28 protein-coding genes are annotated in these 24,632 nt (G+C 68.0%); 17 read left to right on the forward strand and 11 right to left on the reverse strand.

The window, feature by feature from the left end:
- Positions 1-74 precede the first annotated feature (74 nt).
- Entirely contained in the window at positions 75-1,085 is a 1,011-nt protein-coding gene (locus Pph01_RS23590; protein ID WP_204075320.1) for an NADP-dependent oxidoreductase, read from the reverse strand.
- A gap of 91 nt (positions 1,086-1,176) precedes the next feature.
- On the opposite strand from Pph01_RS23590, the gene Pph01_RS23595 reads away from it, so the two are divergent.
- Positions 1,177-1,770, forward strand: coding sequence for a TetR/AcrR family transcriptional regulator (locus Pph01_RS23595; RefSeq protein ID WP_204075321.1), 594 nt, complete (start codon positions 1,177-1,179; stop codon positions 1,768-1,770).
- Positions 1,771-1,894: 124 nt separating this feature from the next.
- On the opposite strand, the gene Pph01_RS23600 is transcribed toward Pph01_RS23595, so the two are convergent.
- Positions 1,895-2,746 carry a helix-turn-helix transcriptional regulator gene (locus Pph01_RS23600; RefSeq protein WP_204075322.1) on the reverse strand — a complete coding sequence of 284 codons (852 nt, stop codon included), beginning with the start codon at positions 2,744-2,746 and terminating at the stop codon, positions 1,895-1,897.
- Between the two features lie 88 nt (positions 2,747-2,834).
- Here Pph01_RS23600 and Pph01_RS23605 point away from each other — a divergent pair, with 88 nt between their 5' ends.
- The 3 genes from Pph01_RS23605 (at position 2,835) to Pph01_RS23615 (ending at position 4,784) form a co-directional block, all read left to right on the forward strand.
- Positions 2,835-3,635: an SDR family NAD(P)-dependent oxidoreductase gene (locus tag Pph01_RS23605; protein ID WP_204075323.1), complete on the forward strand. Its 801-nt coding sequence runs from the start codon at positions 2,835-2,837 to the stop codon at positions 3,633-3,635.
- Positions 3,636-3,883: 248 nt separating this feature from the next.
- Positions 3,884-4,249, forward strand: coding sequence for an Mth938-like domain-containing protein (locus Pph01_RS23610; RefSeq protein ID WP_204075324.1), 366 nt, complete (start codon positions 3,884-3,886; stop codon positions 4,247-4,249).
- A gap of 58 nt (positions 4,250-4,307) precedes the next feature.
- On the forward strand, positions 4,308-4,784 hold the full coding sequence (locus Pph01_RS23615) for a hypothetical protein (protein ID WP_239116948.1): 477 nt from the start codon (positions 4,308-4,310) through the stop codon (positions 4,782-4,784).
- Between the two features lie 109 nt (positions 4,785-4,893).
- On the opposite strand, the gene Pph01_RS23620 is transcribed toward Pph01_RS23615, so the two are convergent.
- Entirely contained in the window at positions 4,894-5,367 is a 474-nt protein-coding gene (locus Pph01_RS23620) for a MarR family winged helix-turn-helix transcriptional regulator (RefSeq protein WP_204075325.1), read from the reverse strand.
- 95 nt (positions 5,368-5,462) lie between these two features.
- Between Pph01_RS23620 and Pph01_RS23625 the strand changes: the two genes are divergently transcribed.
- Both Pph01_RS23625 and Pph01_RS23630 read left to right on the forward strand, forming a co-directional pair.
- On the forward strand, positions 5,463-5,765 hold the full coding sequence (locus tag Pph01_RS23625; RefSeq protein WP_204075326.1) for an antibiotic biosynthesis monooxygenase: 303 nt from the start codon (positions 5,463-5,465) through the stop codon (positions 5,763-5,765).
- Positions 5,762-6,607 carry an SDR family oxidoreductase gene (locus Pph01_RS23630; RefSeq protein WP_204075327.1) on the forward strand — a complete coding sequence of 282 codons (846 nt, stop codon included), beginning with the start codon at positions 5,762-5,764 and terminating at the stop codon, positions 6,605-6,607. Before Pph01_RS23625 ends, Pph01_RS23630 begins: the two co-directional genes overlap by 4 nt.
- Before the next feature lie 162 nt (positions 6,608-6,769).
- On the opposite strand, the gene Pph01_RS23635 is transcribed toward Pph01_RS23630, so the two are convergent.
- The 4 genes from Pph01_RS23635 to Pph01_RS23650 form a co-directional block, all read right to left on the reverse strand.
- Positions 6,770-9,856, reverse strand: a complete 3,087-nt coding sequence (locus Pph01_RS23635; RefSeq protein WP_204075328.1) for an ExeM/NucH family extracellular endonuclease — start codon at positions 9,854-9,856, stop codon at positions 6,770-6,772.
- A 238-nt stretch (positions 9,857-10,094) separates the two neighbouring features.
- Positions 10,095-10,541 carry a YdeI/OmpD-associated family protein gene (locus Pph01_RS23640; RefSeq protein WP_204075329.1) on the reverse strand — a complete coding sequence of 149 codons (447 nt, stop codon included), beginning with the start codon at positions 10,539-10,541 and terminating at the stop codon, positions 10,095-10,097.
- Positions 10,538-10,993, reverse strand: a complete 456-nt coding sequence (locus tag Pph01_RS23645) for a VOC family protein (RefSeq protein ID WP_204075330.1) — start codon at positions 10,991-10,993, stop codon at positions 10,538-10,540. Before Pph01_RS23645 ends, Pph01_RS23640 begins: the two co-directional genes overlap by 4 nt.
- Positions 10,990-11,862 carry a sigma-70 family RNA polymerase sigma factor gene (locus Pph01_RS23650; protein WP_204075331.1) on the reverse strand — a complete coding sequence of 291 codons (873 nt, stop codon included), beginning with the start codon at positions 11,860-11,862 and terminating at the stop codon, positions 10,990-10,992. The genes Pph01_RS23645 and Pph01_RS23650 overlap by 4 nt, the downstream gene beginning before the upstream one ends.
- 139 nt (positions 11,863-12,001) lie before the next feature.
- Between Pph01_RS23650 and Pph01_RS23655 the strand changes: the two genes are divergently transcribed.
- Positions 12,002-12,415, forward strand: a complete 414-nt coding sequence (locus Pph01_RS23655; protein WP_239116949.1) for a VOC family protein — start codon at positions 12,002-12,004, stop codon at positions 12,413-12,415.
- Between the two features lie 295 nt (positions 12,416-12,710).
- Complete coding sequence (locus Pph01_RS23660; protein WP_204075332.1) at positions 12,711-13,100, forward strand: VOC family protein; 390 nt, start codon at positions 12,711-12,713, stop codon at positions 13,098-13,100.
- A 122-nt stretch (positions 13,101-13,222) separates the two neighbouring features.
- Here the strand turns inward: Pph01_RS23660 and Pph01_RS23665 are convergent, their stop codons facing one another.
- Positions 13,223-13,618, reverse strand: a complete 396-nt coding sequence (locus Pph01_RS23665) for an ArsR/SmtB family transcription factor (protein WP_204075333.1) — start codon at positions 13,616-13,618, stop codon at positions 13,223-13,225.
- A 68-nt stretch (positions 13,619-13,686) separates the two neighbouring features.
- Between Pph01_RS23665 and Pph01_RS23670 the strand changes: the two genes are divergently transcribed.
- The 6 genes from Pph01_RS23670 (at position 13,687) to Pph01_RS23695 (ending at position 19,125) form a co-directional block, all read left to right on the forward strand.
- A complete protein-coding gene (locus Pph01_RS23670) occupies positions 13,687-13,947 on the forward strand; it encodes a hypothetical protein (protein WP_204075334.1) in 261 nt (86 codons plus the stop codon).
- Positions 13,948-14,098: 151 nt separating this feature from the next.
- Positions 14,099-14,740 (forward strand): dihydrofolate reductase family protein, encoded by a 642-nt coding sequence (locus Pph01_RS23675; RefSeq protein ID WP_204075335.1) that lies wholly within the window; start codon positions 14,099-14,101, stop codon positions 14,738-14,740.
- Positions 14,741-14,949: 209 nt separating this feature from the next.
- On the forward strand, positions 14,950-15,609 hold the full coding sequence (locus tag Pph01_RS23680) for an RNA polymerase sigma factor (protein WP_239116950.1): 660 nt from the start codon (positions 14,950-14,952) through the stop codon (positions 15,607-15,609).
- 47 nt (positions 15,610-15,656) lie between these two features.
- Positions 15,657-16,388, forward strand: a complete 732-nt coding sequence (locus Pph01_RS23685) for a hypothetical protein (RefSeq protein WP_204075337.1) — start codon at positions 15,657-15,659, stop codon at positions 16,386-16,388.
- A gap of 212 nt (positions 16,389-16,600) precedes the next feature.
- The gene (locus Pph01_RS23690; RefSeq protein WP_204075338.1) at positions 16,601-18,079 is read left to right on the forward strand and encodes a M48 family metallopeptidase; all 1,479 of its coding nucleotides are present in this window, start codon (positions 16,601-16,603) and stop codon (positions 18,077-18,079) included.
- Positions 18,080-18,135: 56 nt separating this feature from the next.
- Entirely contained in the window at positions 18,136-19,125 is a 990-nt protein-coding gene (locus Pph01_RS23695; RefSeq protein WP_505866656.1) for a DUF8094 domain-containing protein, read from the forward strand.
- A 303-nt stretch (positions 19,126-19,428) separates the two neighbouring features.
- Here Pph01_RS23695 and Pph01_RS23700 read toward each other — a convergent pair whose 3' ends face one another.
- Positions 19,429-20,055 (reverse strand): hypothetical protein, encoded by a 627-nt coding sequence (locus tag Pph01_RS23700; protein ID WP_204075340.1) that lies wholly within the window; start codon positions 20,053-20,055, stop codon positions 19,429-19,431.
- A gap of 703 nt (positions 20,056-20,758) precedes the next feature.
- Here Pph01_RS23700 and Pph01_RS23705 point away from each other — a divergent pair.
- Together Pph01_RS23705 and Pph01_RS23710 are read left to right on the forward strand one after the other, a co-directional pair.
- Positions 20,759-21,427, forward strand: coding sequence for a response regulator (locus Pph01_RS23705; RefSeq protein ID WP_204075341.1), 669 nt, complete (start codon positions 20,759-20,761; stop codon positions 21,425-21,427).
- Between the two features lie 116 nt (positions 21,428-21,543).
- Entirely contained in the window at positions 21,544-22,296 is a 753-nt protein-coding gene (locus Pph01_RS23710; protein WP_204075342.1) for a DUF5984 family protein, read from the forward strand.
- An 81-nt stretch (positions 22,297-22,377) separates the two neighbouring features.
- Here the strand turns inward: Pph01_RS23710 and Pph01_RS23715 are convergent, their stop codons facing one another.
- Positions 22,378-22,785: a MerR family transcriptional regulator gene (locus Pph01_RS23715; protein WP_204075343.1), complete on the reverse strand. Its 408-nt coding sequence runs from the start codon at positions 22,783-22,785 to the stop codon at positions 22,378-22,380.
- Positions 22,782-23,051, reverse strand: coding sequence for a hypothetical protein (locus Pph01_RS23720; RefSeq protein WP_239116958.1), 270 nt, complete (start codon positions 23,049-23,051; stop codon positions 22,782-22,784). The genes Pph01_RS23715 and Pph01_RS23720 overlap by 4 nt, the downstream gene beginning before the upstream one ends.
- Before the next feature lie 312 nt (positions 23,052-23,363).
- Between Pph01_RS23720 and Pph01_RS23725 the strand changes: the two genes are divergently transcribed.
- Positions 23,364-24,524, forward strand: a complete 1,161-nt coding sequence (locus Pph01_RS23725) for an aromatic ring-hydroxylating oxygenase subunit alpha (protein ID WP_239116951.1) — start codon at positions 23,364-23,366, stop codon at positions 24,522-24,524.
- Positions 24,525-24,632 lie beyond the last annotated feature (108 nt).

A 24,632-nucleotide genomic window follows, 5' to 3' on the forward strand; every position in this document is an offset into this window, starting at 1 on the left:
ATGCTGCCGGCGCCGTCACGGGGAGGTCCTTCCGTCGAGGTCGATTCTCAATCGGAGGCGTGAACGGCTCGTCCTCATGCGACCGTGAGCACGATCTTGCCTTGGATATGGCCACGGGCGGCTCGTTCGTGCGCCCTTCGAGCATCCGCAAGCGGAAACGTGCTGTCTATGGCGACGCGAAGCGTGCCCGTATCGAGCAAGCGTCCGAGTTCTGCGAGTTGCGGGCCGTTCGAGCGCACTTGGGTGGCCGAGGTCGTGACGCCTAGCTTCGCGGTCTCTTCGGGGTCGTATTCGGCGAAGAACACCGGGTACAACGCGCCGCCGCGCTTGAGCGCGTGCAGGAAACGACTGCTGTCGGGACCGCCGACGGTATCGAGAACGAGATCAACGTCGTGCGCGACGTCCTCGGGACGGCTCTTGGTGTAGTCGATGAACTGGTCGGCGCCGAGTTCGCGTAGGAACGACTCTTGCACGCCCGATGCCACCGCGATGACGCGCGCACCCTTCCATTTCGCCAGCTGCAGCGCGAAGTGGCCCACGCCGCCCGCGGCGCCGTTGACGAGCACCGTCGTCTCGGCGTTCAGTGCGATCGGGCGATGCTGTGCCGCTTGAAACGGCGACGGATGATCGTGTCCGAGCTCGATCAGGAACTGCCACGCGGTGAGTCCTGCCATAGGCGCCCCTGCGGCGTGTACGTGATCGATGTGAGGCGGCTTGCGTGCAAGGTCTGACGCGGGCGCGGCGACGTACTCGGCATATGCGCTGCCCTCGAGGCCGGGAAAGCGAAGGAGGCCGAAGACTTCATCGCCGACGGAGAGGCCGTCTACGTCCGCGGCGACGGCCTCGACGACGCCCGACACGTCCGTCCCCGGAATGGCGGGCAAGCTCAAAGGCGGCCTCAGCTCGGGAGGCACGTTGGGCATTCCTTCGCGCACGTACCAGTCGGGGGGATTGACGCCGACCGCGTGAACGCGAACGAGCGCCTCGCCCGGCTTCGGTTCGGGAATCGGCACCTCGTCGTAACGCAGCACCTCAGGACCACCGAACTCGTGCAGCCGGATCGCCTTCATCGTGTTTGTCGGCATCGTTTCCTCTTGATCAGTGTAGATGGGTTACCCTTAACCGAAGCGGTGCTCCGATTATGTGGAGCACTGCTCCGATTGTCAAGGTGGGCATATGCGAGCTGACGCCAGGAAGAACTACGACCAGCTACTCGCGGTCGCGAGCGCCGTCGTGACCGAGGAAGGCGCCGACGCATCGCTGCGCGATATCGCCCGCAGAGCCGGCGTCGGGCTCGCCACGCTGTACCGTCACTTCCCGACGCGAGAGGCCTTGCTTGAGGCCTTGCTCCGCACAAGCTTCGACGAGCTCACGACAAGGGCAGACGAACTCGAAACGTCGAGCTCGCCCGAGGATGCTCTCGTTTCGTGGCTACGCGACTGCGTCGCGTGCGCACATGAGTATCGGGGCGTTGTGGCGCTGATGATGGCCGCCATTGAAGACACCGAGTCCGCACTCCATAATTCGTGCGTCACGATGCGCGCGGCAGGCACACGGCTCCTCGCCCGCGCTCACGCCGCGGGCATGGCGCGGACCGACATCGATGGCACTGATCTGTTTGCGCTGGTCGGGGCCCTCGCGTGGCTCAACGACCAACCCTCGCTCACGCCACGCGCCGATCATCTCTTCGGCGTGATCGCCGGCACAATCCTGACGAATCGAGCGAGCAGCGACGTCAGGGAGGAAGGCCGCCTTCGCGCCCACCGCTGAGACCCGAGACACCCGGCTCCCTCGCCAGTGGGCCAGCTTCCGGCCACCGCAGATCCCACGCGCGTCCGATCGAATGAGCCTGATGGCCGATGCGGCCCACTGACAGACCTCCACCCGGCTCAACTCAGCCGGGCACATCCATGCGTTGCGTGCCGACCACCGACAGCAGCCTCAACGCCTCCTCTGACGGCGAGCCGGGATCGGCCGTGTAGATCACGACGCGCTGGTCCCGGTCGGTGATGTCGAGAACGTCGCAGTTGACGGTGACCGGGCCGACGAGCGGATGCTGGAAGGTCTTGCACAGGGTGGGCCCGGCGCTCACGTCGTGGGAGGCCCACAGGCGGGTGAACTCCTCGCTGCCGGCGAGGAGTTCACTCACCAGTTCGGCCACCTCTGGGTCATTGGGGTAGCGGGCGGCGGCGGCGCGCAGATCCTGGGCCGCGCTTCGGGCGAACTCGTCCGCATCCGACACCCCGTACAACCGCCGCCCCCGCGTGTGCGGTCCGAGGAAGACACGGCGCACAAGATTTCGGTCGCGCCGCGACAGGGCGGAGAAGTCCTCCATGAGGGCGGCCGCCAGATCATTCCAGGCGATCACCTCGCACGTCGCGGACGTCACGATCGCGGCCGCCTGCGGCAATCGGTACAGCAGGTCGAGAATGCTCTGCCGTACCTCGCGCGAGGGCCCGGTCGGAGGGCCCGGCGGGGCGCCGGCGAGGTGGTGGAGGTGGTCGCGTTCGGCGTCCGACAGGCGCAGGGCACGGGCCAGCCCGGCCAGCACCTCCCGCGACGGGCGCGGGCCGCGGGCCTGCTCCAGCCGCGTGTAGTACTCGGTCGAAATGAACGCCAACTGCGCCGCCTCCTCGCGGCGCAGCCCCGGGGTGCGGCGGCGGGGACCGGCAGGCAGCCCCACGTCGGCGGGGGTGATCCGCTCGCGCCTGCTGCGCAGGAAGGCCGCCAGTTCTCGTCTGTCCACACCCCAGTATGCGCAGGTAGTCCCCTTGCCCATCCAGGTACCGCCGGTGCCTGGATGGGCTCGGCGGACCGGCGGCAGGCTCACTGCCATGGACAACACACCCACCACCCGCACATCCACCCCCGCCGCCCCGGGCCTGCTGGCCGGCAAGGTCGCCTTCATCACCGGTGCCGGTCGCGGTATCGGCGCCGCTGCCGCGCGGCTGTTCGCACGGGAGGGCGCCCGGGTGCTGCTCGCGGCCCGGACGGAAACCCAACTGAAGGCGATCACTGAGGAGGTCCGGACAGCGGGCGGCATCGCGGACTACGCGGTGTGCGATCTGGCCGACGCGGCCAGCGTGCGCGCCGCCGCCGACCGCGCCGTGGAGCTGTACGGCCGGCTCGACGTCGCCTTCAACAACGGCGCGACGATCGTGCCGCCCGGCCCGATGGACCAGGTGCGGGAGGCCGACTTCGACCACATCTACGCCGTGAATCTCAGGGGCCCGTGGCTGGCCATGGTCGCCGAGGTCGCCGCCATCCGGGCCACCGCCGGGACGGGGGCCATCGTCAACAACTCCAGCGTCGGCAGCCTGATGGCCAACCCCGAGCTGCCCGCCTACGGTGCGATGAAGCGGGCGGTCAACAGCCTCACCGAGTCGGCCGCCGTCACCTACGGCCCGGAAGGCATCCGCGTCAACGCGATCGCCCCCGGCACCACGCTGACCGAGATGATCCGTACGTGGGAGGCGGACTCGCCCGGTCTCCTCGAGCGGCTCGAAGCGCACACCCCGCTGCGCCGCGCGGCCGACCCCGACGAGATCGCCCAGGCCGCAGCCTGGCTCCTCAGCGACCGCTCCTCCTACGTGACCGGCACGGTACTCCGGGTCGATGGCGGTATGAAGGCGTGAGCCGGGGACGCCCCGTACCCGGGTGCGATCACGGTCACTGAAGACCCCCACGGGGACTCAGGGAGAGGAGACCGGCTCTGATCTGCACCGCTGTTTCCCAGCTCAGAGAGGGAAGGTCAGTAGCCGATTCCCAAGCTGAACAGCCCGGTTTCGGAGCCCCGTCGCCGTCGTTCAAGGACTCCATCCACGCAGACCAGAGCGCTAGGGAAGGCTCGCGCAAGTGCACCTACGGGGCTAGTCTCCCGGCTATGAAGCGATCTCCACTGATCACTCACATCTCTTGGGGCCGCATGGTCGTCGAGGGGGTGGGTGAAGGAAAGGACTTCAAGCTGTACCCGGGCGGTGGTCGAGCCTGGGACTGGAACGAGACGGGTACGCGTCACACTCCAGGCATCCAGCCCGCCGACGTCAGCGAGCTGCTCGACCATGGCAGCGAGGTGGTCGTCCTCTCACGAGGGATGGACTTGGTCCTTCAGACCTGCCCGGAAACCCTGGACCTGCTGAAGCAGAAAGGCATCGAGGTCTTCGTTGAGGAGACGAGGGCCGCGGTCGAGCGCTACAACGCGTTCGCTGAGACGACCCCAGTTGGGGGCCTGTTCCACTCGACATGCTGAGCCGCGCCGGCCGCATGCGCTGATCACGGCAGCGCGATCGACCCGAGGGAGCCGCCGCGTGACCGGCCGGAACGACGCCGGAGGACTGCCGGCCGACGACGAGCATCAGCGATTTGCTCGTTATCTGCAGGACCTGGCACAGGTTCGCGAGGAGAACGAGGTCGACCTGGTGAGCGTCGTCCTCCGCGATCCGGATGCGACGATGGCGCAGTCTGCCGTGGTCCGCCACCTGGATAACCGGGCAGCGCGGTTGCTCACCGACGCGGGGTTCCCTGACTGGGCCCACAGCATGGCGACGGTGATCGGAGAGCGGGAGTTCCTCATCCGCCGCCTGCGCGAGTGGACCCTGCTGAGGTCGATCACCATGGGCGATCCCTGGACTCCGGAGGATCTCGCCACTGCCTCCGATTGGTTCCAGCGCAACGCTGCGGAGACCCTGACCTCACCCGCCGCCCTCACCCTGCTGGCCGGCGAGGGAAGGACCCGGCGCGTTCGTGCCGCTGCCGGCCGCCGGATCGCTCAACGACAGCAATAGCCGGGCTCATGGGAGCTGCGGGAATGGACGACGCCGGATCGAGCCGTACGGGTCCGAACAGCCGCGGCGACCAGCACGACGAACTCGTGGGGCACGGTTGCCGCCTCGGCTAGTCCGTGGAGAGTTCTTGAGTGGGATGGGTGCGCTGGAGGTCGGTGATCTGGCGGAATGCCTGCCTGAAGACGGCGTAGACCTCCTCGCCCAGGACCTCCGCGTGTCTGCGCTCGATGGCCGCCACGATGGCGTCCGACCGCGCCATCTCGTCGAGTCCGAGCGGGGTGGGCACGATGAGCTTCGCCCGCCGGTCCTGCGGATCGGGCTCGCGGCGCACATAGCCCAGCTCGACCAGTTCGTCGACCAGCGTGCCGATCACCTGTTTGTGCTGGCCTGACTGCTGGGAAAGATCCGTGGCGCGGCTCCCCTCCTCGTCGAGGTAGGCCAGCACTGCTCCGTGCCGAGGCCTGAGGTGGGGATGCCCCTGTCGGCCGAGGGCCGTGAACAGCTCCTTCTGGAGGGCGAACAGCGTCTGGCCGGCCATGATGCCGAGGTCGGGGTCGATCTGCTTGCGTTCGCTGCGCCGCATCGGGGGTCACCTGTCTGCTCGATTAGTCACTAAACTTGATAGTCACTAAGTCTTACTATATTCTCGTATCGCCTGCTCACACATGGAGGAGACGCATGACCACCGTAGAACTGACCCGGTTCCATGTGGTGCCCGAGCACGTGGAACGGCTACTCGCCGCGCGACCGGCGATGCTCGCCGACTTCCGCGCCGACCGTTCCGGTTTCCTGGGCGCCCGCCTGGTTCGCCTGCCCGGCGACGAATGGCTGGACATCGTGCACTGGCAGACGCCCGAGGACTTCGCGAGCTCACGGGCGAAGGGCGCGAACCTTCCCGGAATCAGAGCTTTCTTCGACGCCATCGACCACGTGGTGTCCGCCGAGGAAGGCACCACCATCGAAGACGAGGACGAACGATGACCATCTTGATCACCGGTGCGACCGGCAACGTTTCCGGCGCGCTCCTGCGTTCCCTGCCCACCACCGACGACGTCCGGGTGCTCGTGCGTGATCCCGGCAAGGCGCGCGACGTCGCCGGGGCCGAGGTCGTCGTCGGCGACCTCGACCAGCCCCGCACGCTCGGCCCGGCCTTCGAGGGGGTCGACACCCTGTGGCTGCTCACGGCGATGGGCCCGCAGGCGCCGCACGCCTCCATGAACGCCGTCTGGGCCGCTCGCCGGGCGGGGGTGCGCCACATCGTGCGCATGTCCGCCGTCGGCGCGGGCCATGAGGCTCCCACGCGCAACGGGCGTCTCCACGCTCTGTCGGACGCCGAGCTCATGGCCTCCGGCCTGGGCTGGACCATCATCAGGCCGCACTTCTTCATGCAGAACCTGCTTGGCTCGGTGAACGGCGACACGCTGTTCGGAAACCTGGGAGAGGGGCGGCTCGGCATGATCGACGTGCGGGACATCGCCGACTTCGCCGCGCGCGTGCTCACCGAGCCCGAGAACCATGACGGCAAGGTCTACACGCTGACCGGCCCGGCCGTCATCTCGTTGAAGGAGGCCGCGGAGCAGTTCGGGACAGTGCTCGGTACGCCGATCCGCTATCACTCGCTGAGCGAGCCGGAGGCCTACCAGGCCATGCTCGGCGCCGGGTTGCCCGACTGGATCGCCGCCGTCAACGCCGAGTACGGCACCGCTTACGCGGGCGGTTGGGGGGACTTCACGACGCCGGACTTCCCCGACGTCATGGGCCGTCCTGCCCGGTCGTTCGCCGACTTCGCGCGCGACTTCGCCGACCGTATCCGCGGTGCCTGAGCGCCGCCATGCATGCCTGAGCTCGGCGGGGAGTCGAGAGGAAGCTCAGCGGCAAGGAAGGCCCGATGATCATCGGCGAACTCGATGCCGAATTCCGCTTCAACGCGACGGGGCCGCCTTCGATCTGCATCGGAAGGCGGCCCCATCTCCATCGGTCTCTGGTCAGTTGACGGGCTTCCAGGGGCCGTTGGGCTGGCCGGGGGCCTGGTTACGGGTCCACCACTGCGCCTTGTACTTCTTGTTCTTGTAGATGACGACGTCGCCGGTGTTGAAGACGCGGGACGGGGTCCAGACGGCGGTGCCGTCGGCCGCGGTCTCCATCTGCTCCCACGGGCCGTAGGGGTCGCCCGGCTTCTGGTTCTGCGTCCACCACATGGCCTGCCAGGTCGAGCCCTGGTAGGTCACCGTGTCACCGTTGTTGTACACCTTCGAGGCGATCCAGGCCGGCGCGACGGGCGTGACCGGAAGGTTCAGCTCGACGATGACCGGGTCGTGGTCGGAGGCCGCGAACGGGTCGGCGCCGTTGAACAGCTGGGTGGCGTTGTAGTTATAGCGGCTGTAGCCGTAGGCCACGGCCTCCTGCGCGTTGATCTGCCACACGTCCGCGCCGGTCGCCATCGCTCGCGCGGCCGGGCTGGCCAGCACGTGGTCGAGCGAGCCCTGCAGGCCGTTGAAGGAGTACGTCGACTCCGACGGGTCGAGCGCGCTGCCCAGGTCGGTGTAGCCGGCGGCGTACAGGGCCTGCATCGGGTCCTCGTGCGTGTAGGCGTTGAAGTCGCCGAGCAGGAAGATCCGGTCGGTACCGAGGCTCGACGACACCTGCGACGAGAACGCGGCGAGGTCCTGCGCCTGGCGGACCCGGGTCGCGTTGAACGCGCCCTGGTCGACGGCCGGGGACGAGGTGTCCTCGGTGTCGCCGTCGTAGAGCGGAGTGCCGGCACCCTTCGACTTCAGGTGGTTGGCCACGGCGAGGAACGCGTCCTTGTCGGTGGCGCCGGCCTTCTTGAAGCCCTGGGCCAGCGGCTGACGGGCGATCGAGAACGGCTGGCCGGGGCCGGAGTCTCCGGTCAGCACGGTCGACGGTCCGGCCAGGGAGACGTCGGCCGGCTTGTAGATGAAGGCGGTACGGATGACGTCCTGCTGGGACAGCGGCGGCAGCTTGTCGGCGGACGGCGACGGCGCGTAGGCCCAGACGTTCGAGCCGGCGGCCGCGTTGAGCGCGTCGACGAGCCCGGCCAGCGCGGTGTCACGCGGCTCGCCGAACTTGACGGAGTTCTCGATCTCTTCCAGCGACACGATGCTCGCGCCGAGCCGGTTGATACCGGTGACGATCTTCGCCTGCTGGCGGGCGAAGTTGACGTGGTCGGCCGCGCCGCGCGGGCCGGAGCCGCCGTCCGTGCCGGTGCACGTGTTGACCGCGATCCGGTTGCCCTGCCGATCCGTGTAGTACGTGCAGGTGCCCAGTCCCTTGGCGACGTAGTCCTCGCCGGTCATGGGGAAGTAGTTCTCGACGTTGAACGTGGCCAGGCGGATGTCACCGGCCACGGCCGCCGGCCGCTGGTTCCCGGTGCGAAGGTCGCTGAAGGTGGCGACGGCCGAGCCGTCGTCGGTGACCTGCTGCCTCGGCTGGAAGTTCCACAGCGAGAACCGGTACTCGAGGATCACCGGCTCGTGGAAGGTCACCTTCGAGCCCACCGTGACCGGGTTGGCCGTGGTCAGCCACGGCAGCGGAACGCTGCGGGAGGTGCCGGTGCTGTAGTTCGTGCTGGCGCCGTCGTCGAGCGTCACCATCCGGGCGGCGTTGTCGGCCGCGGAGGCCTGCGCCTCGGCGCTGCCCGCGGTTCCGGCGTCGGTCGGCTGGCGCAGCGGCTTGTCGCCCGCGGCCAGCGTGAAGGAGCCGTAGAAGTTCGCGTCGTAGTTGTCCGACACCGTGAAGTCGCCCTGCGGGGCGATCAGCTCGCCCTCGTGCGCCTCCTTCGCGGCGTCGGTCGCCAGGTCCGACCACGCGATCTGGTCCGGGACGACGGCCGGCAGCGCGGTGGCGAGCTTGGTCACCGTCGGGAACTGGATCTCGGTCTCGCCCTGGAACTCCGTGACCTCGCCGGTCACCTGGACGCTCTCGCCGATCGTGACCTGGCCGGCCGACGCCGACCCGTAGACGAACACCGCGTCGGAGGCGCCCGGAGTCTTGTCGTCGGCCTTGGTGCCGCCGGCGCCGCCGGTTTCCAGGAAGAAGCCGTTGAAGCCGCCGGTCGCGTAGACCGCGGTCACGACACCCTCGGTCGTGACGGTCCGCCCCTTGTACGGCGAGGTGTCGGTGTCCGTGCCCTGGATCGACGCGATCGGAGTGACGGTCGAAACGACCTCGGTGACCTGGAAGCCGAAGGTGGCCGAGCCGGTCGCGCCGGTCGAGTCGGTGGCGGTCACCGTCACCGACGACGTGCCGGCCGTGGTGGGAGTGCCCGAGACGGTACCGTCCGAGGAGATCGTCAGCCCTGCGGGCAGTCCGGTCGCCGTCCAGGTGTACGGCGCGGTGCCGCCGGAGGCGTGCAGGTCGATCGGTGTGATCGCCGTGCCGGAGGTGGCGCTCTGCGCGCCGGGGCTCGTGACGGTGACCGTCCCGGTGCCGCCACCCGGGTTGCCGGCGTCGGAGGCGGCGTTCTGGGGGTTGGGGGCGGCGACGTGGAAGTCGGCGGCGTTGTCATCGGTGTCCGCGCCGTCCGCGCCACGCTGGTAGCTCAGGGTCAGCGAGTTGCCCGTCGGAGCGTTCGCCTCCGGGGAGTTGCTGGTTCCCCAGCCGATCTTGTCGATCACCGTGCTGTCGGTGGGAAGCACACCCGAGGTGCTGGCCGCGATGAACAGCGTGCCGCCCCCCGCGCCCGGGTTGACGCTTCCACCGGTGCTCAGGTCGGCCGTCGGCAGCGGTGACCCGGGGTTGGTGGCCGCGTTGTTGCTCGGCAACTGGATGAGGAAGTGGCCGTGGCCGGCGACCGTCCCCGAAAGCGCGTACACCTGCGAACCGCTCGGGACCACGGTGCTCGTGGGCGCGCGGTACTGGAGGGTGTCGCCGGTGAGGGAGATGGCGTTCGGTGTCGGGTTGTACAGCTCGACGAACTTGTTCAGGTAGCTCGCGCCGGACGAGCCTCCGTTGACATACGCTTCGCTAATGATCAGGCCGGTCCCGGCCGGGCTGGCGGACGCCGGGGCGGCGAACAACGAACAGGCGACGCCTGCCGTGGATAGTGTCAATGCGGCGATGGTGACTCGCCGGAAAAGCGGCGCAGACAAAGACCGCACCTCCAAATGGGGTCGCTGGCGTGCTGTGGCCCGGTGTCTCAGCGGGGCCGACAGGGCAGGCTAGGCGGCGGTCTTTGATCGCATGCGGACGGAACCTGAACGGCGTGTTACGAGGTGCTGGGAATCTGGGTGGAGAGCACCGAGGGTGAGAGGTTCTGACTGTCGGTGTACCGAGCTGCGTAACGGCCCGCTACGGACGCTCCCGGTCCCGCAGCACTGCCAAGGCCTTTTCGATCCGCCGTATGCGCGTCTCGGGTTTCTTCGCGCTTTCGATGGCGAGCACGTGTTCGCGCTTGTGGCTGTAGGCCAGGCGGTCGTAGGAAGCGCGGGCGACCGGGTCGGCGTCCAGGGCGCGGGCGAAGTCCGCGGGCTCGACCACGACAGGAGGCTCGGCATCGAGTTCCACCTCGACCTCGACCTCGTCGCCGGTCACGACACCGGCGGCTTGCCGGTTGGCGTTGCTCAGGCCGAGCAGGTAGCGGCCGCGCATGATGGCGACCCTGCTCTTCCACGAATGCTCGTTGATCGTGATGGTCACCCTCGGCCGCCTGCCCGCACCGAGCGCCTCCACGACTTCTTCGGGAACCTGGAGCCCTCTCATGGGCTCCGCAGGCTCGACGTAGGCTCGAAACCTCATGATCTGCTCCCGCTGTCTTGCCGGCTCGGGACCACCTGCCGCGGCTGGGTGAATCGCAGCAGGTTGCCGGAGGGGTCGAGGAAGGCACAGTCGCGGACGCCGTCGGGCTGGTTGATCGGCTCTTGGATCACTTCGGTGCCCGCGGCCTCGATGTGCTCGAAGGTGGCGTCGCAGCTGTCGGTCACGAAGACGAGACGGCCCAGCAGGCCCTTGGCCGTCAGGTCTGCGATCGCCTGCCGGTCGGCCGGCGAGACACCCGGGACCGCGCCAGGGGACTCGAGGACGATCTGCACGTCCGGCTGCGATGGCGGGCCGACGCTCACCCATCGCATCCCCTCAGGCCCGTCGTCGCGTACCTCGAAGCCGAGCACGTCACAGTAGAAGCCGAGCGCCTCGTTGAGGTCGTGGACTGCGAGAGTGCAGGACGAGAACTTGAGGTCCGTGCGGGTCAACGCGGCTCCTTGTCGCCGGCGGTGAGAATGACGATGTCGAGGTCGTGGAACCGGTCGGGGTTGGTGTCGATATCGATGCGGGTGATCTTCTCGTCGTGGACGGTGAACGTGAAGATGGCCTTCGGCCGGCCGAGGTGCGACCAGACGGCCGCCGGTACGCCGTCGACCAGAGCGAGCCGGGCGGCCTGAGCTCGTCCGGCGAAGAAAGCCGCCACCGCGTGGCCGCCGCGGATCTCGCCGACCACGGCGTCCGGATCGAGCACCTCGAGCAGGGCGGCGAAATCCCCGCTCCGGGAGGCGGCAAGGAAGGCCTCGACGATTTCCCGCTTCGCCGATCGCGCGGCATCGGATGCGCCGGCGGCTCCTTGCACCCGGCGCCGGGCCCGGCTGGCGAGTTGCCTGGCCGCCGCCGGGGAGCGGTCGATGATGGCGCCGATCTCGCCGAACGACACGGCGAAGACATCGTGCAGGACGAACGCGAGCCGCTCGGCGGGAGTCAGCGTGTCCAGCACCACCATCAGCGCGACACCGACCGAATCGGCCAGCAGCGCCTCGTCCTCGGGGTCGGCCTGGCCGGTCGGGGTGGCGCTCGCATTGGGCGCGGCCGGCTCGGGCGGCAGCGCACCGGCCGACTCCTCACGCCGGTTCCGGCGTGCCTCGAGCATGTTGAGGCAGACCCGGGCGACGATCGTGGTCAGCCACCCGGCCGGGTTCTCCACCTGGCCGGTGTCGGCGCGGCTGACCCGCAGCCACGCCTCCTGCACCGCGTCCTCGGCTTCGCCGGGTGAGCCGAGCATCCGGTAGGCCACCGCGTGCAAGCGGTCGTGATGCTCGGTGAATCGATCGCTCAGCCAGTCCTGCTCGGCCATTTGTCACATTCCTCCGTTTTGCCGGTCATACCAATTGACCGGCAAACCCACGCCGATGTGACCGTCCGGGCCCGGCCCAGACGTCACGCCTGCCGGTTCAGGCAGCACATACACCTCAGGCAGTACAAGGAGACACAGCATGAAAGCGCACGTGAGCTCGATTCTCCTCGGCGTCCGGGACCTGGAGCGGGCCAAGCAGTTCTACACGGAGGGGCTCGGCTGGAAGGTCAAGCACGACTACGGCATCTCGGTGTTCTTCGAATCGGACGGAGCCTCGCCCGTCGGCTTCTACGGCCGCGACGGCCTGGCCGGCCAGGTGGGCACGAGCCCGGAAGGCAGCGGCTTCAGCGGACTGGTCCTCACCTACGTCGTCCGCAGTGAGGCGCGAGTCGACGAGATCATCGCGGAGGCCGAGAAGGCCGGCGCCACGATCCTCAAGCCCGCCGGCGCCCTGCCCTGGGGCGGGTACGGCGGCTCCTTCGCGGACCCGGACGGCTACATCTGGAGCCTCGGCTACAGCGCCCAGGGAGAGGATCAGCCCTACGCGGAGTAGCCGCCGAGGAAGGCCTCTGGCGAGGGGGTGACGCGCCATTGCCGGGCACGCCGGCCGGACTCCTCCGAACCGATGATCCCTCGGCATGACCGACGTGACCGGCACCGACGAGTACGTTCGGCGTCGACGCGGGATCGTGTCGACGCCGAACCACCGCGCGTTGTCGGACAAGGCCTTTGCGCCCCTCCAGCCGATCGACCGTCGAACGCACGCCGATGTGACGTCCGAGGCCCGGCCCGGCTTCCCGGCCTGCCGGTTCAGGCAGCACATACACCGAAATCACCAGGAGAGAACCGTGTCACTGCAAGTGAACGCCATCATGCTCGGCGTCAAGGACCTGGCCCGCGCCAAGAAGTTCTACGAAGGCCTGGGCTGCACGATCGACAAGGACACCCGTCATTTCGTCTCGTTCAGCCTGGGCGAGGGATCCCCGCAGCTGGCTCTCTACGAATGGGAGGCAGCGGCGCGGGACGCCGGCGTCTCCGCGGATGGATCCGGATTCCGCGGCGCCTCATTCCACTTCAACCCCGACTCCAGGGAAGTCGTGGACGAGATGATGCGCAACGCGGCGGCTGCCGGCGGCAGCGTGATCAAGGAGGCGGCCCCCGCCCAGTGGGGCGGGTACTTCGGCTACTTCAGCGACCCGGACGGCCATCTGTGGAAGGTCACCACCTACGCCTCCTGACCCACAGACCTCGCGCAGGGTCCCCGGCCACGCCACACCCGGGGAGACCGGGGAGCGGCCCGCGCTCCCCGTCTTGGACGCCGATCCCATAGGGAGACCCGGCTCTCGACTGCTCTTACGCCTCACGACCGTTCCAGCAGGGCGATCCCGAGATCGCTGGTCGTGTAGTTCACCTCGTGCCGGTACCGGTGGCTGGTCACCAGCCCGGCCTCGCGCAGGACCGTCAGGTGCTGGGAGACGGTGCCCAGGCTCAGGCCGGTGCGGGCGGCCAGCTGGGTCGTGGTGGTGGGGGAGGTGGTGTACGCCAGGAGCTGGGCCCGGCTGCGGCCGATCAGGCGGGCGAGCCCGTTGCCGGTGGCGTCGCGCGCTTCCCACAGGGTGCCGACGGCCCGGGTGATGCCGGCGCCGTTCAGGTCGGGGTCGGCCGCGGGCAGGTCCGGCGAGACCAGGCGGTCGCCGGACCAGTGCAGCGCCGGATGCAGATGGGCGAAGACCTGCTGGATGCCGTCCTCGGCCAACTGGCGGGTCCGGTAGGCGATGTCCGCCTCCAGGACGGCGCGCGGCCAGGATCGGGCAGGGGCAGGCGATGTGCGCGTCGGTGATCACGAGCGGTCTGCTGTGGATGCTGGCGCTGCCGATGTTCCAGTCCGACTGGCGGTTCGCGATCGGCGTCGCGCAGACCATCGGGGTGCGGCAGGCCCTGTGGGTCGGCGTTCTGGGCGAACTGCTCGCCGTGATCCCGGTGTATCTCTCACCGCTGCGCAAGATGCGCGAACTGCCCGGCGAGCTTCAACACGCGGGCTCGAAGGCCCCGGCCGCGCCTAATGACGCATCCGTGGCGGTCTGATTCACTCCCCGGCAGCCTTCCCGCGAACTGCTACGGGACTTTTGCGACGTGTCGATCGCCTGTCAGGTCCTCGGCGATCGATGAGTTCGTGTCCGGACGCCGGTCTAAGTTCGAGCCGGCGCACAAGCCGGAACACAAGGAGGAGGACACCATGGGCATGATCCACATCGACCTGTTCGCGACGCTCGACCTGGTTGGCCAGGCGCCGGGTGATCCTGAGGAGGACTCCGACGGCTTTCCGTTCGGGGGATGGCAGGCGCCCCTGTTCGACGAGACGGTCGGCCGGCACGTCGGTGCAGGAATGGAGGGCATGGACGCCCTGCTGCTGGGCCGCAGGACCTACGACATCTTCGCCGCGTTCTGGCCGAACCAGGTCGACGGCGTCGACGGCGGGATCGCCACGCTGTTCAACGACATCCCGAAGTACGTCGCCTCGCGAGGCAACCCGGATCTGGACTGGGCGGGCTCGACGCAGTTGGGACCCGACCTGGTGAGCGCCGTGCACGAGCTGCGTGACAAGCATGAACACGTCCACGTGATCGGAAGCCTGAACCTGGTGCAGACCCTCCTGCACGAGCGCCTCTTCGACCGGCTCGACCTGTGGGTCTTCCCCATCGTGCTCGGTGTCGGCAAGAAGGTGTTCGACGGCGGTGCGGTGCCCGCCAACCTGGTGCTCCTCGAGCCGCCCGTCGCCTCGTCCAAGGGCGCTGTGCTTCTGCGTTACGGCCTGGGCGCGGGGACCCCCGGCACCGGGGACATGCGACGCGAAGACCGCGGCGTCGGTTCGAGCTGAACAGCGGCCGGAGCCGGCTCCTGTTCGCCGAGTGACCTCATCGACCAGCGGGGGCGACCGTGCGCCTCGGAAGCCTCTGACAGGGGGGTTGACCCGTTTGGCTTCCGTTATGACCGGGTATGGCCCATCATTTCGCCGGTGGGGATGCAGTCGGGTCAGGTGAGAGCGATGCTCGGGCCGCCGACGTCGATTCGCGGAGACAGGGGCTCGTGGTAGCCGAGTCGGCGAAGGAAACGACCGAGGTTCGGCGGCTCTGGGCGGACCCGGTCGACCTGTCGGCTGCGGTGGTCGCCGCGCAGCGCGGCGACGAGGGCGCCTTCCGGGTGATCTACCGGGCCGTCCAACCTGGCCTGCTGCGGTATCTGCGGGTCCTCGTGGGCGAGGACGCTGAGGACGTGGCGTCCGAGGCGTGGCTGCAGATCGCCCGCGACCTCGGGTCGTTTCGAGGGGACTCCGACGGGTTCCGCGGTTGGGCGGCGACGATCGCCCGTCACCGCGCCCTGGACCATCTGCGCCGTGAGCGTCGCCGGCCCGCCCACAGCCTGCCGATCGAGCAGTTGGCGGACCGGCCGAGCGACGACGACACCGCTGGGTCCGCGCTCGACGCGTTGGCCTCCGACGCGGCGCTCGCGCTGATCGCGCGGCTGCCTCGTGACCAGGCCGAGGCGGTGCTCCTGCGCGTGGTGATGGGGCTGGACGCGCAGGCGGCCGGGCGGGTGCTGGGCAAGCGGGCCGGGGCGGTTCGGACGGCGGCCCACCGCGGGTTGCGCAAGCTCGCCAAACTCCTTGAACGCCCTGGTACGGCCCTCCCGGACGGGTCCGGCCCGGGCGTCACCGGAGCCGATGGAAAAGGCGATACGACGGGGTGAACCGGAGGTGTGACACAAACGGGGGCTTCGACGCTGAAGGACATGAGATGAGCACTCACAGATCTCCTCGAATCGACCGTCTCACCGCGGAGCGGCTGCTGCGCGGTGAAACGGCTGGTCCGGATCAGCTGGCCGAGTTGCTCGCCGCCGCGGCCGCGCCGCGTGGCGAACTGAGCGGCGAGGAGGCGGCCGTGGCGGCCTTCCGGGAGGCCCATCTCGTCCCCGCCCTTCAGCAGAGAAAACAATCGATGATCAAGACGGCATTGCTGAAATTCGTCACGCTCAAGGTGGCCGCCGCGGCGCTCAGCGCCACCGCTGTGGGCGGCGTCGCGCTCGCGACCGGCACCGGACACCTGCCCGAATCTCTGGGCGGCCCCGTGCCGAGCGCCCGGCCGACCGCGACTCACGACATCGGCAAGGCCCACGTGGCCGGCGACGACCCCACCAACGTCTTCCCGTCGCCGTCTCCGTCCCTGTCGCGGTCCCCGTCCGCGTCCCGGTCTCCGTCCCCGTCTCTGGTCGGCCTCTGCCGCGCCTATCAGGCCGGTGCCGGCGACAACCCCGGCAAGGCCCTTGAGAATCCGGCCTTCACCCACCTGATCACCGTCGCCGGCGGCAGGGACAAGGTCGCGGCCTACTGCGCGGACCGCCTCAAGACCCGTGGCAAGGCTCCGGCCTCCCGCCCGACCGGCGGGCCCAAGGACCACCCGAACGGGAAACCCGAGGACCACCCGAGCGGGCCACCCAAGCCCGACAAGACCGGCGGGCCGTCCCACTAGGCCTCACCACGGCGGGAAGCGGCCTCCTTGTTGCTCCGCCGTCACCCGGTCGACGTTCCTGAAGGCTTGGGATGCAACCCCGAATCCATGCCTTCGGGCACTTTTGCTCTGCCGGATCGAGCCGTACTGCTCTGAACAGTCGGACTCCGATTCAAAGTGCATACAACCCGTTAATTTCGGACACTTCTTAACGTCCCTCAAGGGAGCCTGACATGGTCACCGCGATGCGGGCAGCGCTGGCATTCGGCCTTCTGGCCGGGTTCTACGTGCTCGTCGCCGCCGTCCTCGGAGTCGCTGCGGTCTTCGACGTCGTCGCCGTACAGCACCTTTCCTCCGGTGCATTGAAGATCGCCATTGTTCTCACGCTGGCAGCCCTGGCGTTGCTGCGCGGCCTCATCCTGGTCAACAGGCGCAGGCCGCACACGGAGCCGGGCGTCGCCGTAGGCCGCGAGCAGGAGCCGGCGCTCTGGCGGACGGTCGAGGAACTGGCCGAGGTGGTGCGCACCCGCCCGCCGGACGAGATCCGGCTCGTCGCCGAGGTGAACGCAGCGGTGAGCGAGGACACGAGCTGGCTGGGGCTGCGGGCGGGCCGCCGCCGCATGTACATCGGCATGCCTCTGCTGATGGCGCTCAGCGCGGACGAGATGCGCGCGGTGCTCGGGCACGAACTCGGTCACTACAGCGGCGCGCACACCCGTCTGGGAGGCACGGTGTACCGGGGCCGCATCGCCGTCCTCGCCGCGGTCCAGTCGCTGGGCAACCACGCCTGGATCCAGAAGATCTTCTTCGCCTACGCCAAGCTCTTCCTGCGCGTCTCCCAGACCGTTTCGCGGAAACAGGAACTGGAGGCCGACGAATTCGCCGTCACCATCGCGGGCCGCGACGCCGCCGGAAACGCCCTGCGGAAGGTGCACGGCACCGACGACGTGTGGAACATGTTCATCGAGAGGTACGTCGGCATGACCGGCATGGCGGGAAGCCGGCCGGCGAACCTGTTCGGCGGCTTCCACGCGCTCGTCAACGCGCACGTGACGGAGATCGCCCAGGCGGACGGGGCAGGCGAGGAGACCAGTCCGTACGACTCGCACCCGAGCCTGCGTGAGCGGCTGGGCGCGATCGCGGTTCTGCCCGACCGCCCGCGCGCACTCGATTCCCGTCCCGCTCTGGTCCTCCTCCGCGATCCGGCGGTCGCCGCGAACGCCCTGGAGCAGACCTTCTGGACCGACGAGGCGCTCCGTCTGCGCCCGCTGCCCTGGGACGAGATGGTCGCCACCGGCATGTACGTGGCTCGCAACGAAGAGCCGGTGCACGACCTGTCGGTCGCGGGCCAGCGGGTCGTCGGTGCGCGCGAGCCCTTCCTGGACGCCGCCCTGGAAGCCCTGGCGCGGAACCAGTCCGCCGCCCTCTACGACGAGCTGGTCCGGCTGAACTGGCAGCAATCACCGACCCTGGTGGCCAACGTCCTGGCCCGCGCGATCGAGGGCGTACTGATCAGTCACGGTAAGGCCCGATGGACGTTGTCCTGGACGGGCCCCGCCAAGCTGCTCGACCCGGTGGGCAACGAGGTCGACATCAAGGAGTACGCCGCGCGGGTCGTGGCCGATCCCGCGATGGTCGCGGGCCTGCGTGGCTGGCTCGCTCAGATGGGCATCCCCGTCGACTTCCGTCCCCCGATGCCCGTCAGCAACTGACGGACGAATCTTCCTGAAAGCGAGAAATGGTGCGCCTGACCCTCGTTACCGCCGTCATGGTTCTGCCCGTGGTCGTCGGAGGATGCAGCTTCATTGACAGCGGCGAGCCCGCGTCCGTCAGCAAACCGCCGGCTCCACCGCCGTCGCCGACTCCCGCCCTCAGCGAGAAGGCGGCCATGACGGCACTCAAGCGCTACATGCTGGGGATCAACGCCGCGAACGGCAAGTTGAACAGCGGCCTGGCGAGCAAGGTGGAGAGCGGTTCCGCACAACAGATCCACAACGCGCAGTACAAGGTGTTCAAGCAGAACAGGCTGAAAATCAGACCGGTGAAGTACACGGCGGGGTTGGCTGCGGCGCCGAAGTTCTCCGGCTATCCCAAATGGTTCTTCGCCGCAGCCACCGACACCGGATCCAAGCCCGCCACACGGGACATCCTGCTGTTCGTCCAAGATCAGGCGGGCGCTCCGTGGCGGGTGGCGTACGCGCCGTTCTCGAGGACGGCGACGGGACCGATAGCCTCCGGAGTCGACGTCGAGGACTTCCCCGACGTGGTGCCGGCCGGGGACCCCGGCGTTGTGGTCCCACCAAGCAAGGTCGCCCCGGCGCTGGCGGAAGTCATCAGCCGGGGCACACGCAGTCCCTGGGCGAAGCAGTTCGCCATCGGCAGGCTGGTCAAGGCCCAGTACCAAGGACTCCGCGACACCCGCGAGGCGTACGAGGGGAACAACTGGACAGGGACCAGCCAGGCGGTCGCCGCCACGACCCCTGTCTACGCCGTTCGCACGAAATCAGGTGGCGCTTTGGCCTGGTTCGGAATCGACGTCAAGGCGTCCTATCGCGGCAAGGCCAACGCCGCGGGCATGACGTGGGAGAGCTCCGATTTCGGTGACTTCCAGAAGGGCTTCGGTATCCCCTCGACGGTCAGATCGTCCATCACGAGCGTGGAGCGCAACGAGGTGCTGGCCTACATCCCCCCGAAGGGGAAGGGAAAGGTTCAGATCATCGCGAACCGATGGTTTCCGGTGTCTGTGAAGGGCCGCTGACGCGTCCGGCCGACCGAATCCCCACCGGTGTCAGAGGCCGGTTCCGATCCCTCGGGACCGGCCGCCGGTCACCCCTCAGCAGTTGAGCCATGGTGACGGGCTCGCGACGCCGCAGCCGGGGGATGGCCGGGCTGTTGCGAGTTCCATTACCGGCGAAAGACGAAAACGCCCGCCACTCCCGAAGGAGCGGCGGGCTTTTCGCTGCAGAGGACTGGTTCCGGCACTACTTCCGCGGCGGGAAGACCGCCGTCGGCGCGAGCGCCGGGAGATGTCCGCCCTGGTTTGTCACTCAACCGCGCGCCATCAGCCCGTGACCGGGAGAGTCGTCCACGCAGTGCAGCCGCTGATGCCGGCGGAGGGCACAGGAATGGCTCCCGACGTCGGAATCGGCTTCACGTCGATTCTGCAGTCCGTCTTGAAAATCCCGGCCGAAGTCCGAGCGGTGACCCTCACGATCTGGGGCCCAGCCATGGTGGTGGTGGTGAGCTGGCCGATGGTGATGTTCTGCACGTAACCGCCCGAGCTGTTCGCCACATTCCTGAGGTTCGCCCATCCCGACCGCGGGTCCCTGATGAACGGGATGCCGTTGTTCGCCGACACCAGGAAGAGGAGGGAAGAGGTGGCCACGGGGGCGGTGATCGCGGGCGACAGGTTGGAGACGTCGTCCCCGTCGAGCCACGGGCCGCCACTCGGGGTGGGCTTGGTCATCGCGGTGGAGGCGCTCGCGGAGGCCACACCGGAGAATCCGAGCGCTCCACAGGCCGCCAGCGCGACTGCCGACATCAGCACACGACCCGTGGTGCGCGAACCAGAAGCCGAACTGCTCCTACGAGAAATCAATTGATTTCCCTCCATGGTGAGAATTGGATTTTCGGTCACCGCGTGCAGCGATGCGACCCAGGAGATACCCGTGGCGGAAAACGCGGACACCTGGGCGAATATTCAGTTCCGGTAAATGGACGCCACGTTGCGACAAAGCCGTCCAGTCGATTTCGGGGCGTTTTCGATTTCGCGGCATTCGCTCTCTTTTGAGGCGCTCTGAGGCGACAAATCTGCTCAGATCTATGCGGCTCAGTGATCTTGTCGTGGAATGAACAGTTAGAATTTAAATGATTACCGCATAGGGCGACATGTCGATGTGAACCGAGATGGCAGGGCATTTCGGTTGTCGTATATCTGCGCAGAAGCAGCATGTTTGGTCGATGCCGTCGCAAGCGTTTCGGCGTTTTCCTTGAGGGCCCGAACGGTGGCTTGAGCCTGCCCCACGGCGCGCCCGTGATTTCCTTGCGCGCGGTGCCTGTGGGAGCCCCCGCGTCACCGAGTCCGGTCGCCGCCACCTGAGGAACAGCGCCGAGTCGGCGCAAGTCCGTTGAGACGCTCCCTCTTTTCGTCACCTTGAGGGCCGAGCAGCGCGGTGGTGGGCACCGAGGCTCACCGTTCACCGTTTCTCCACTGGGAGGGGCCGGGGCTTCACCTCGTCTCCACCAGCCGAATGACAACACTGTCCTCGTGGCTGACGCGTTGGTAGTGCTCGGAATCATGCTGGCCCGCCGGCCCCGTGCCATGGGGAGGTCTCACCGTGATTCGTGCTCTTGGTCGTAGCGTCGGCGGCGCGTCCCGTTCAGATGTCCTCGTGACACGTGTACTCGTCGTCGACGACGAACCGCAGATCCTCCGTGCGCTCCGGATCAACCTGGTTGCCCGCCACTACGAGGTCGCCGTCGCGACGGACGGGGGATCGGCGTTGAGGGGCGCCGCCGACTGGCACCCCGACCTGGTCGTGCTCGACCTCGGGCTGCCTGACATGGACGGAGTCGACGTCATACACGGACTCCGCGGATGGACCAACATCCCGGTCATCGTCCTCTCCGGTCGTACCGGAAACCAGGACAAGGTCGACGCACTTGACGCCGGCGCCGACGACTACATCACCAAGCCCTTCAGCGTCGACGAACTGCTCGCCCGTATGAGGGCCGTGAGCCGGCGCGCGTCCCTCCAGGGGAGCGAGTTCGCCCGCGTCCAACTCGGCGACCACACGATCGACCTGGTCGGCAAGACGATCACCGGTGAGGTACGGCTCACGCCCACGGAATGGCATCTCCTGGAGATCCTCCTGCGCAACCCGGGCAAGCTGGTCAGTCAGCGCCAACTGCTCACCCAGGTCTGGGGCGCCGAGTTTGTGACGGCGACTCACTACGTGCGCCAGTACATGGCCCAACTACGCCGCAAGCTCGAACCGGACCCCGGTCGCCCGGTTCATCTGATCACCGAGCCGGGCATGGGCTACCGCTACTGCCCCTGAAACTCACGCGAGAACCACGCTGCCTCAGCCGGCCATCGTCCGAGGTCTCCTGGGGCCGATCGGCTCCAGACGGTCAGCGACATGCTCGGTCGAACGCGGCGGCTACCATACGCCCAGTGATCAGGTTCCGTTTCGCGCTGTCACCATTGGGCGAGGTATCCCCGTGGGGCCATGAGGGTCGTCAACTGCACTGGTTCGGACTGACCGACGGCTGGTACTGGATCGAACTGGCCGATCACGAGTTGCTGCGCTACTCGACGGAAACCCTTCAGCGACATCGAACCGACGGTCCTGGGGCGCGACACCCATATGTCGACTACTACCTGGCTCGGCTATGGGAAGACATCAACGCGATGACACCGACCGTCCTCCAGCCGGTGCCGACCGATCTCCTGGATTTCGTGGCCAGTGACCCCGACGCCTGGCGGCCGATGGACAGCGAAGCGGCGCTGAGTGCTGCGGAGTGGCACGCGGAACACACGTTGGATCTCGGCTACATACGAGAGCCTCCCCGAATCAGGGCTTGGCGTACCGTCAGCGACGATTTCGACACGGTGACGGTGACCTGGCGGCATGACGACGAGGGCGACATCCGGTTCACGGCCGACCCGGCCGGCCAGGTCATGATCCCGGCCGAATCGTTCCTCGCCGCCGTGCGGCAACTCGACCAGGAACTCATGACCGCCATGGAGCGGAGGATCAGCGTGCTGGAGCGGACCGGGCCGCCGGACGGGGTTCAGCTCGATCTGCATGCGCTCCGAGCCGAGCACGTCAATCGAGCGACGTGGCTGACGCAACGGCTGCAAACCGAACTGGAAACCGACTGGGCAGCCGTCCGCGCGGGCGCGGAAGACTTACTCCGGGGCTGATACCTGCCGCGAGGAGCCGCACTGCCTCTCTGCCCACAGTTCTAGTAGGGGGGAGGTGGGCGAGGGCACATCGCTGACAGATCAGAGCTGCAACGGGCAATGTGGGCTGGCCGTGCAGGTCGCCAGGTCGTCACACCCGGCGTCCACCGCCTCTATCAGCGTGTGACGGATCCGCTGGAGATCGGTGATCCTCCGTTCCACTTCGGTCAGCTTGGTCATGGCCCGCTGCCGCAAGCCGCCGCCTCGCCTGCCGTGACGGTGTGAAGCCGCATCGACGAGGTCCGCGACCTCATCCAGCGTGAACCCGAGCCGCTGCACCGCCTTGATGAGCCGAAGGACGGTCACGACCTCCGGCGCATATCGCCGATGTCCCCCATTGCTGCGCTGTGGCTCCTCCAGCAGGCCGCGCCGGTGGTAATAGCGCAAGGTCTGGACGTTGACCCCCGCCGCTTCGGCGACCTCCCCCGTACGCAGCCGGCCGCCGGTCATGATGCGACCTGGTCATTCGCGCGAGCAACCAGCCCATCGAGCACCCGGGAGTGAACGGCGGGAACCTCGATGTCCAGGATCAGGTGCCGTCCCTCGGGGCTCAGGCGGAAGGAGAAGAACGAGCAGCAACTCGTCTCCCTGGCCACCAGGTCACGCGTGGTCTCCTCCACCTGCGGCCTGCCGTCCAGCACGAGCCGCAGGTGTGTCGGCCCCACTCGCTCCAGCCCCCGCAGGGCGGAAGAGAACAGCCCGTCGAACTCCGCCACTCGCAACGGTCTCTCCTGGGACGGAAGTGTGCATTCAGCCGGCGCCCACTCCATGAATCCTCCATCTGCCGACGCCACCCGTCTCTCACGCGAGCGACCCCTACAACTCGACGGTAAGGCTGTACCGAGGTACGGAATGCAACCCCAAGCCCGGGGCCGTACGTGGGCGGTGTCGGCGATCAGATGCTCGGAGGCATTGAATCTTCACCAAAAGGATCATTAGCCTCAATCTGGTCGGCGCGAGATCTGTGCGCCGCCCCGCGGGGTCGCCGCCGGGCACCCGTGCGCTTGGTGTCAGGCTTTGGAGGTACGGTGACGCCGGATCCGATCCCCGCGATCGATCACATCTCGTCGGGATACGACCCCGACCCCGCTCTGTCGATGTCGTTGCACGCCGACGCGTACACCGATCCGAAGTGGTTCGACGTCGACCAGCGGGCGATCTTCGCCCGCACGTGGCAGTGGCTGTGCCACGTGGAGAAGCTGCGGGAGCCCGGAAGCTATGTGACGGGCACGGTGGCCGGCATGCCGATCGTCGCCGTACGGGACGAGGCGGGCACGCTCCGGGCGTTCTACAACGTCTGCAAGCACCGCGCGCACGAGCTCCTGACGGGGTCCGGCGTCCGGCGCAGCATCGTGTGCCCGTACCACGCCTGGAACTTCGACCTGACCGGCCGGTTGAGGCGAGCGCGCAACACCGGCGACATGCCGAGCTTCGACCCCTCCACGGTGTGCCTGGATCAGATCCAGGTCACCGAGTTCGGCGGCATGGTCTACGTCAACCTCGATCCCACGGCCGCGCCTCTGGCCGAGCAGTCCGGCGGCCTCGGGGCGGAGATCGAGGAGCGGGCGCCGGACGTGGCCAAGCTGACCCTCGCCCGCCGGCTCACCTACACCATCTCCTCCAACTGGAAGAACGTCGTCGACAACTTCCTGGAGTGCTACCACTGCCATGTGGCGCACAAGGACTTCGTGTCCCTGGTCGACATGAGCACCTACAAGGTCACCACCTACGGGATCTACTCCAGCCACATGGCCCAGGCCGGCAAGGCGGAGAACTCCGCCTACGACGTGTCAGGCGCGACGGTCACCGAGCATGCGGTCTGGTGGTTGTGGCCCAACACGTGCCTGCTGCGCTATCCCGGCCGTGGGAACTTCATGGTGCTGCAGATCATCCCCGACGGACCGGACCGGACGCGCGAGATCTGGGACTTCTATCTGGAGACCGAGGAGCCGAACGAGGTCGAGGTCGACAGCATCCGGTACATCGACGAGGTTCTCCAGGTGGAGGACATCGCCCTGGTGGAAAGCGTCCAGCGCGGGATGCGCACCCCCGCGTTCACCCAGGGAAAGATCGTTTACGACCCCAGCGGGTCCGGGTTGTCGGAGCACGCGGTCCATCACTTCCACGGCCTCGTCCTCGACGCCTACCGGAACGAGCTGGAACGATCGGGCTCGGCACCCGTGAGTTGAGGTTGGACTCGTCGTCGGCGGAGTCGCTCCTCGATTTCCCGCGTGTATGCCGAAGGCCCCTCGCGATCTTCGCGAAGGGCCTTCGGTCCCTGTGACGCCCGGCTCACC

The sequence above is a fragment of the Planotetraspora phitsanulokensis genome, from assembly GCF_016863295.1.
Taxonomy (GTDB): Bacteria; Actinomycetota; Actinomycetes; order Streptosporangiales; family Streptosporangiaceae; genus Planotetraspora; species Planotetraspora phitsanulokensis.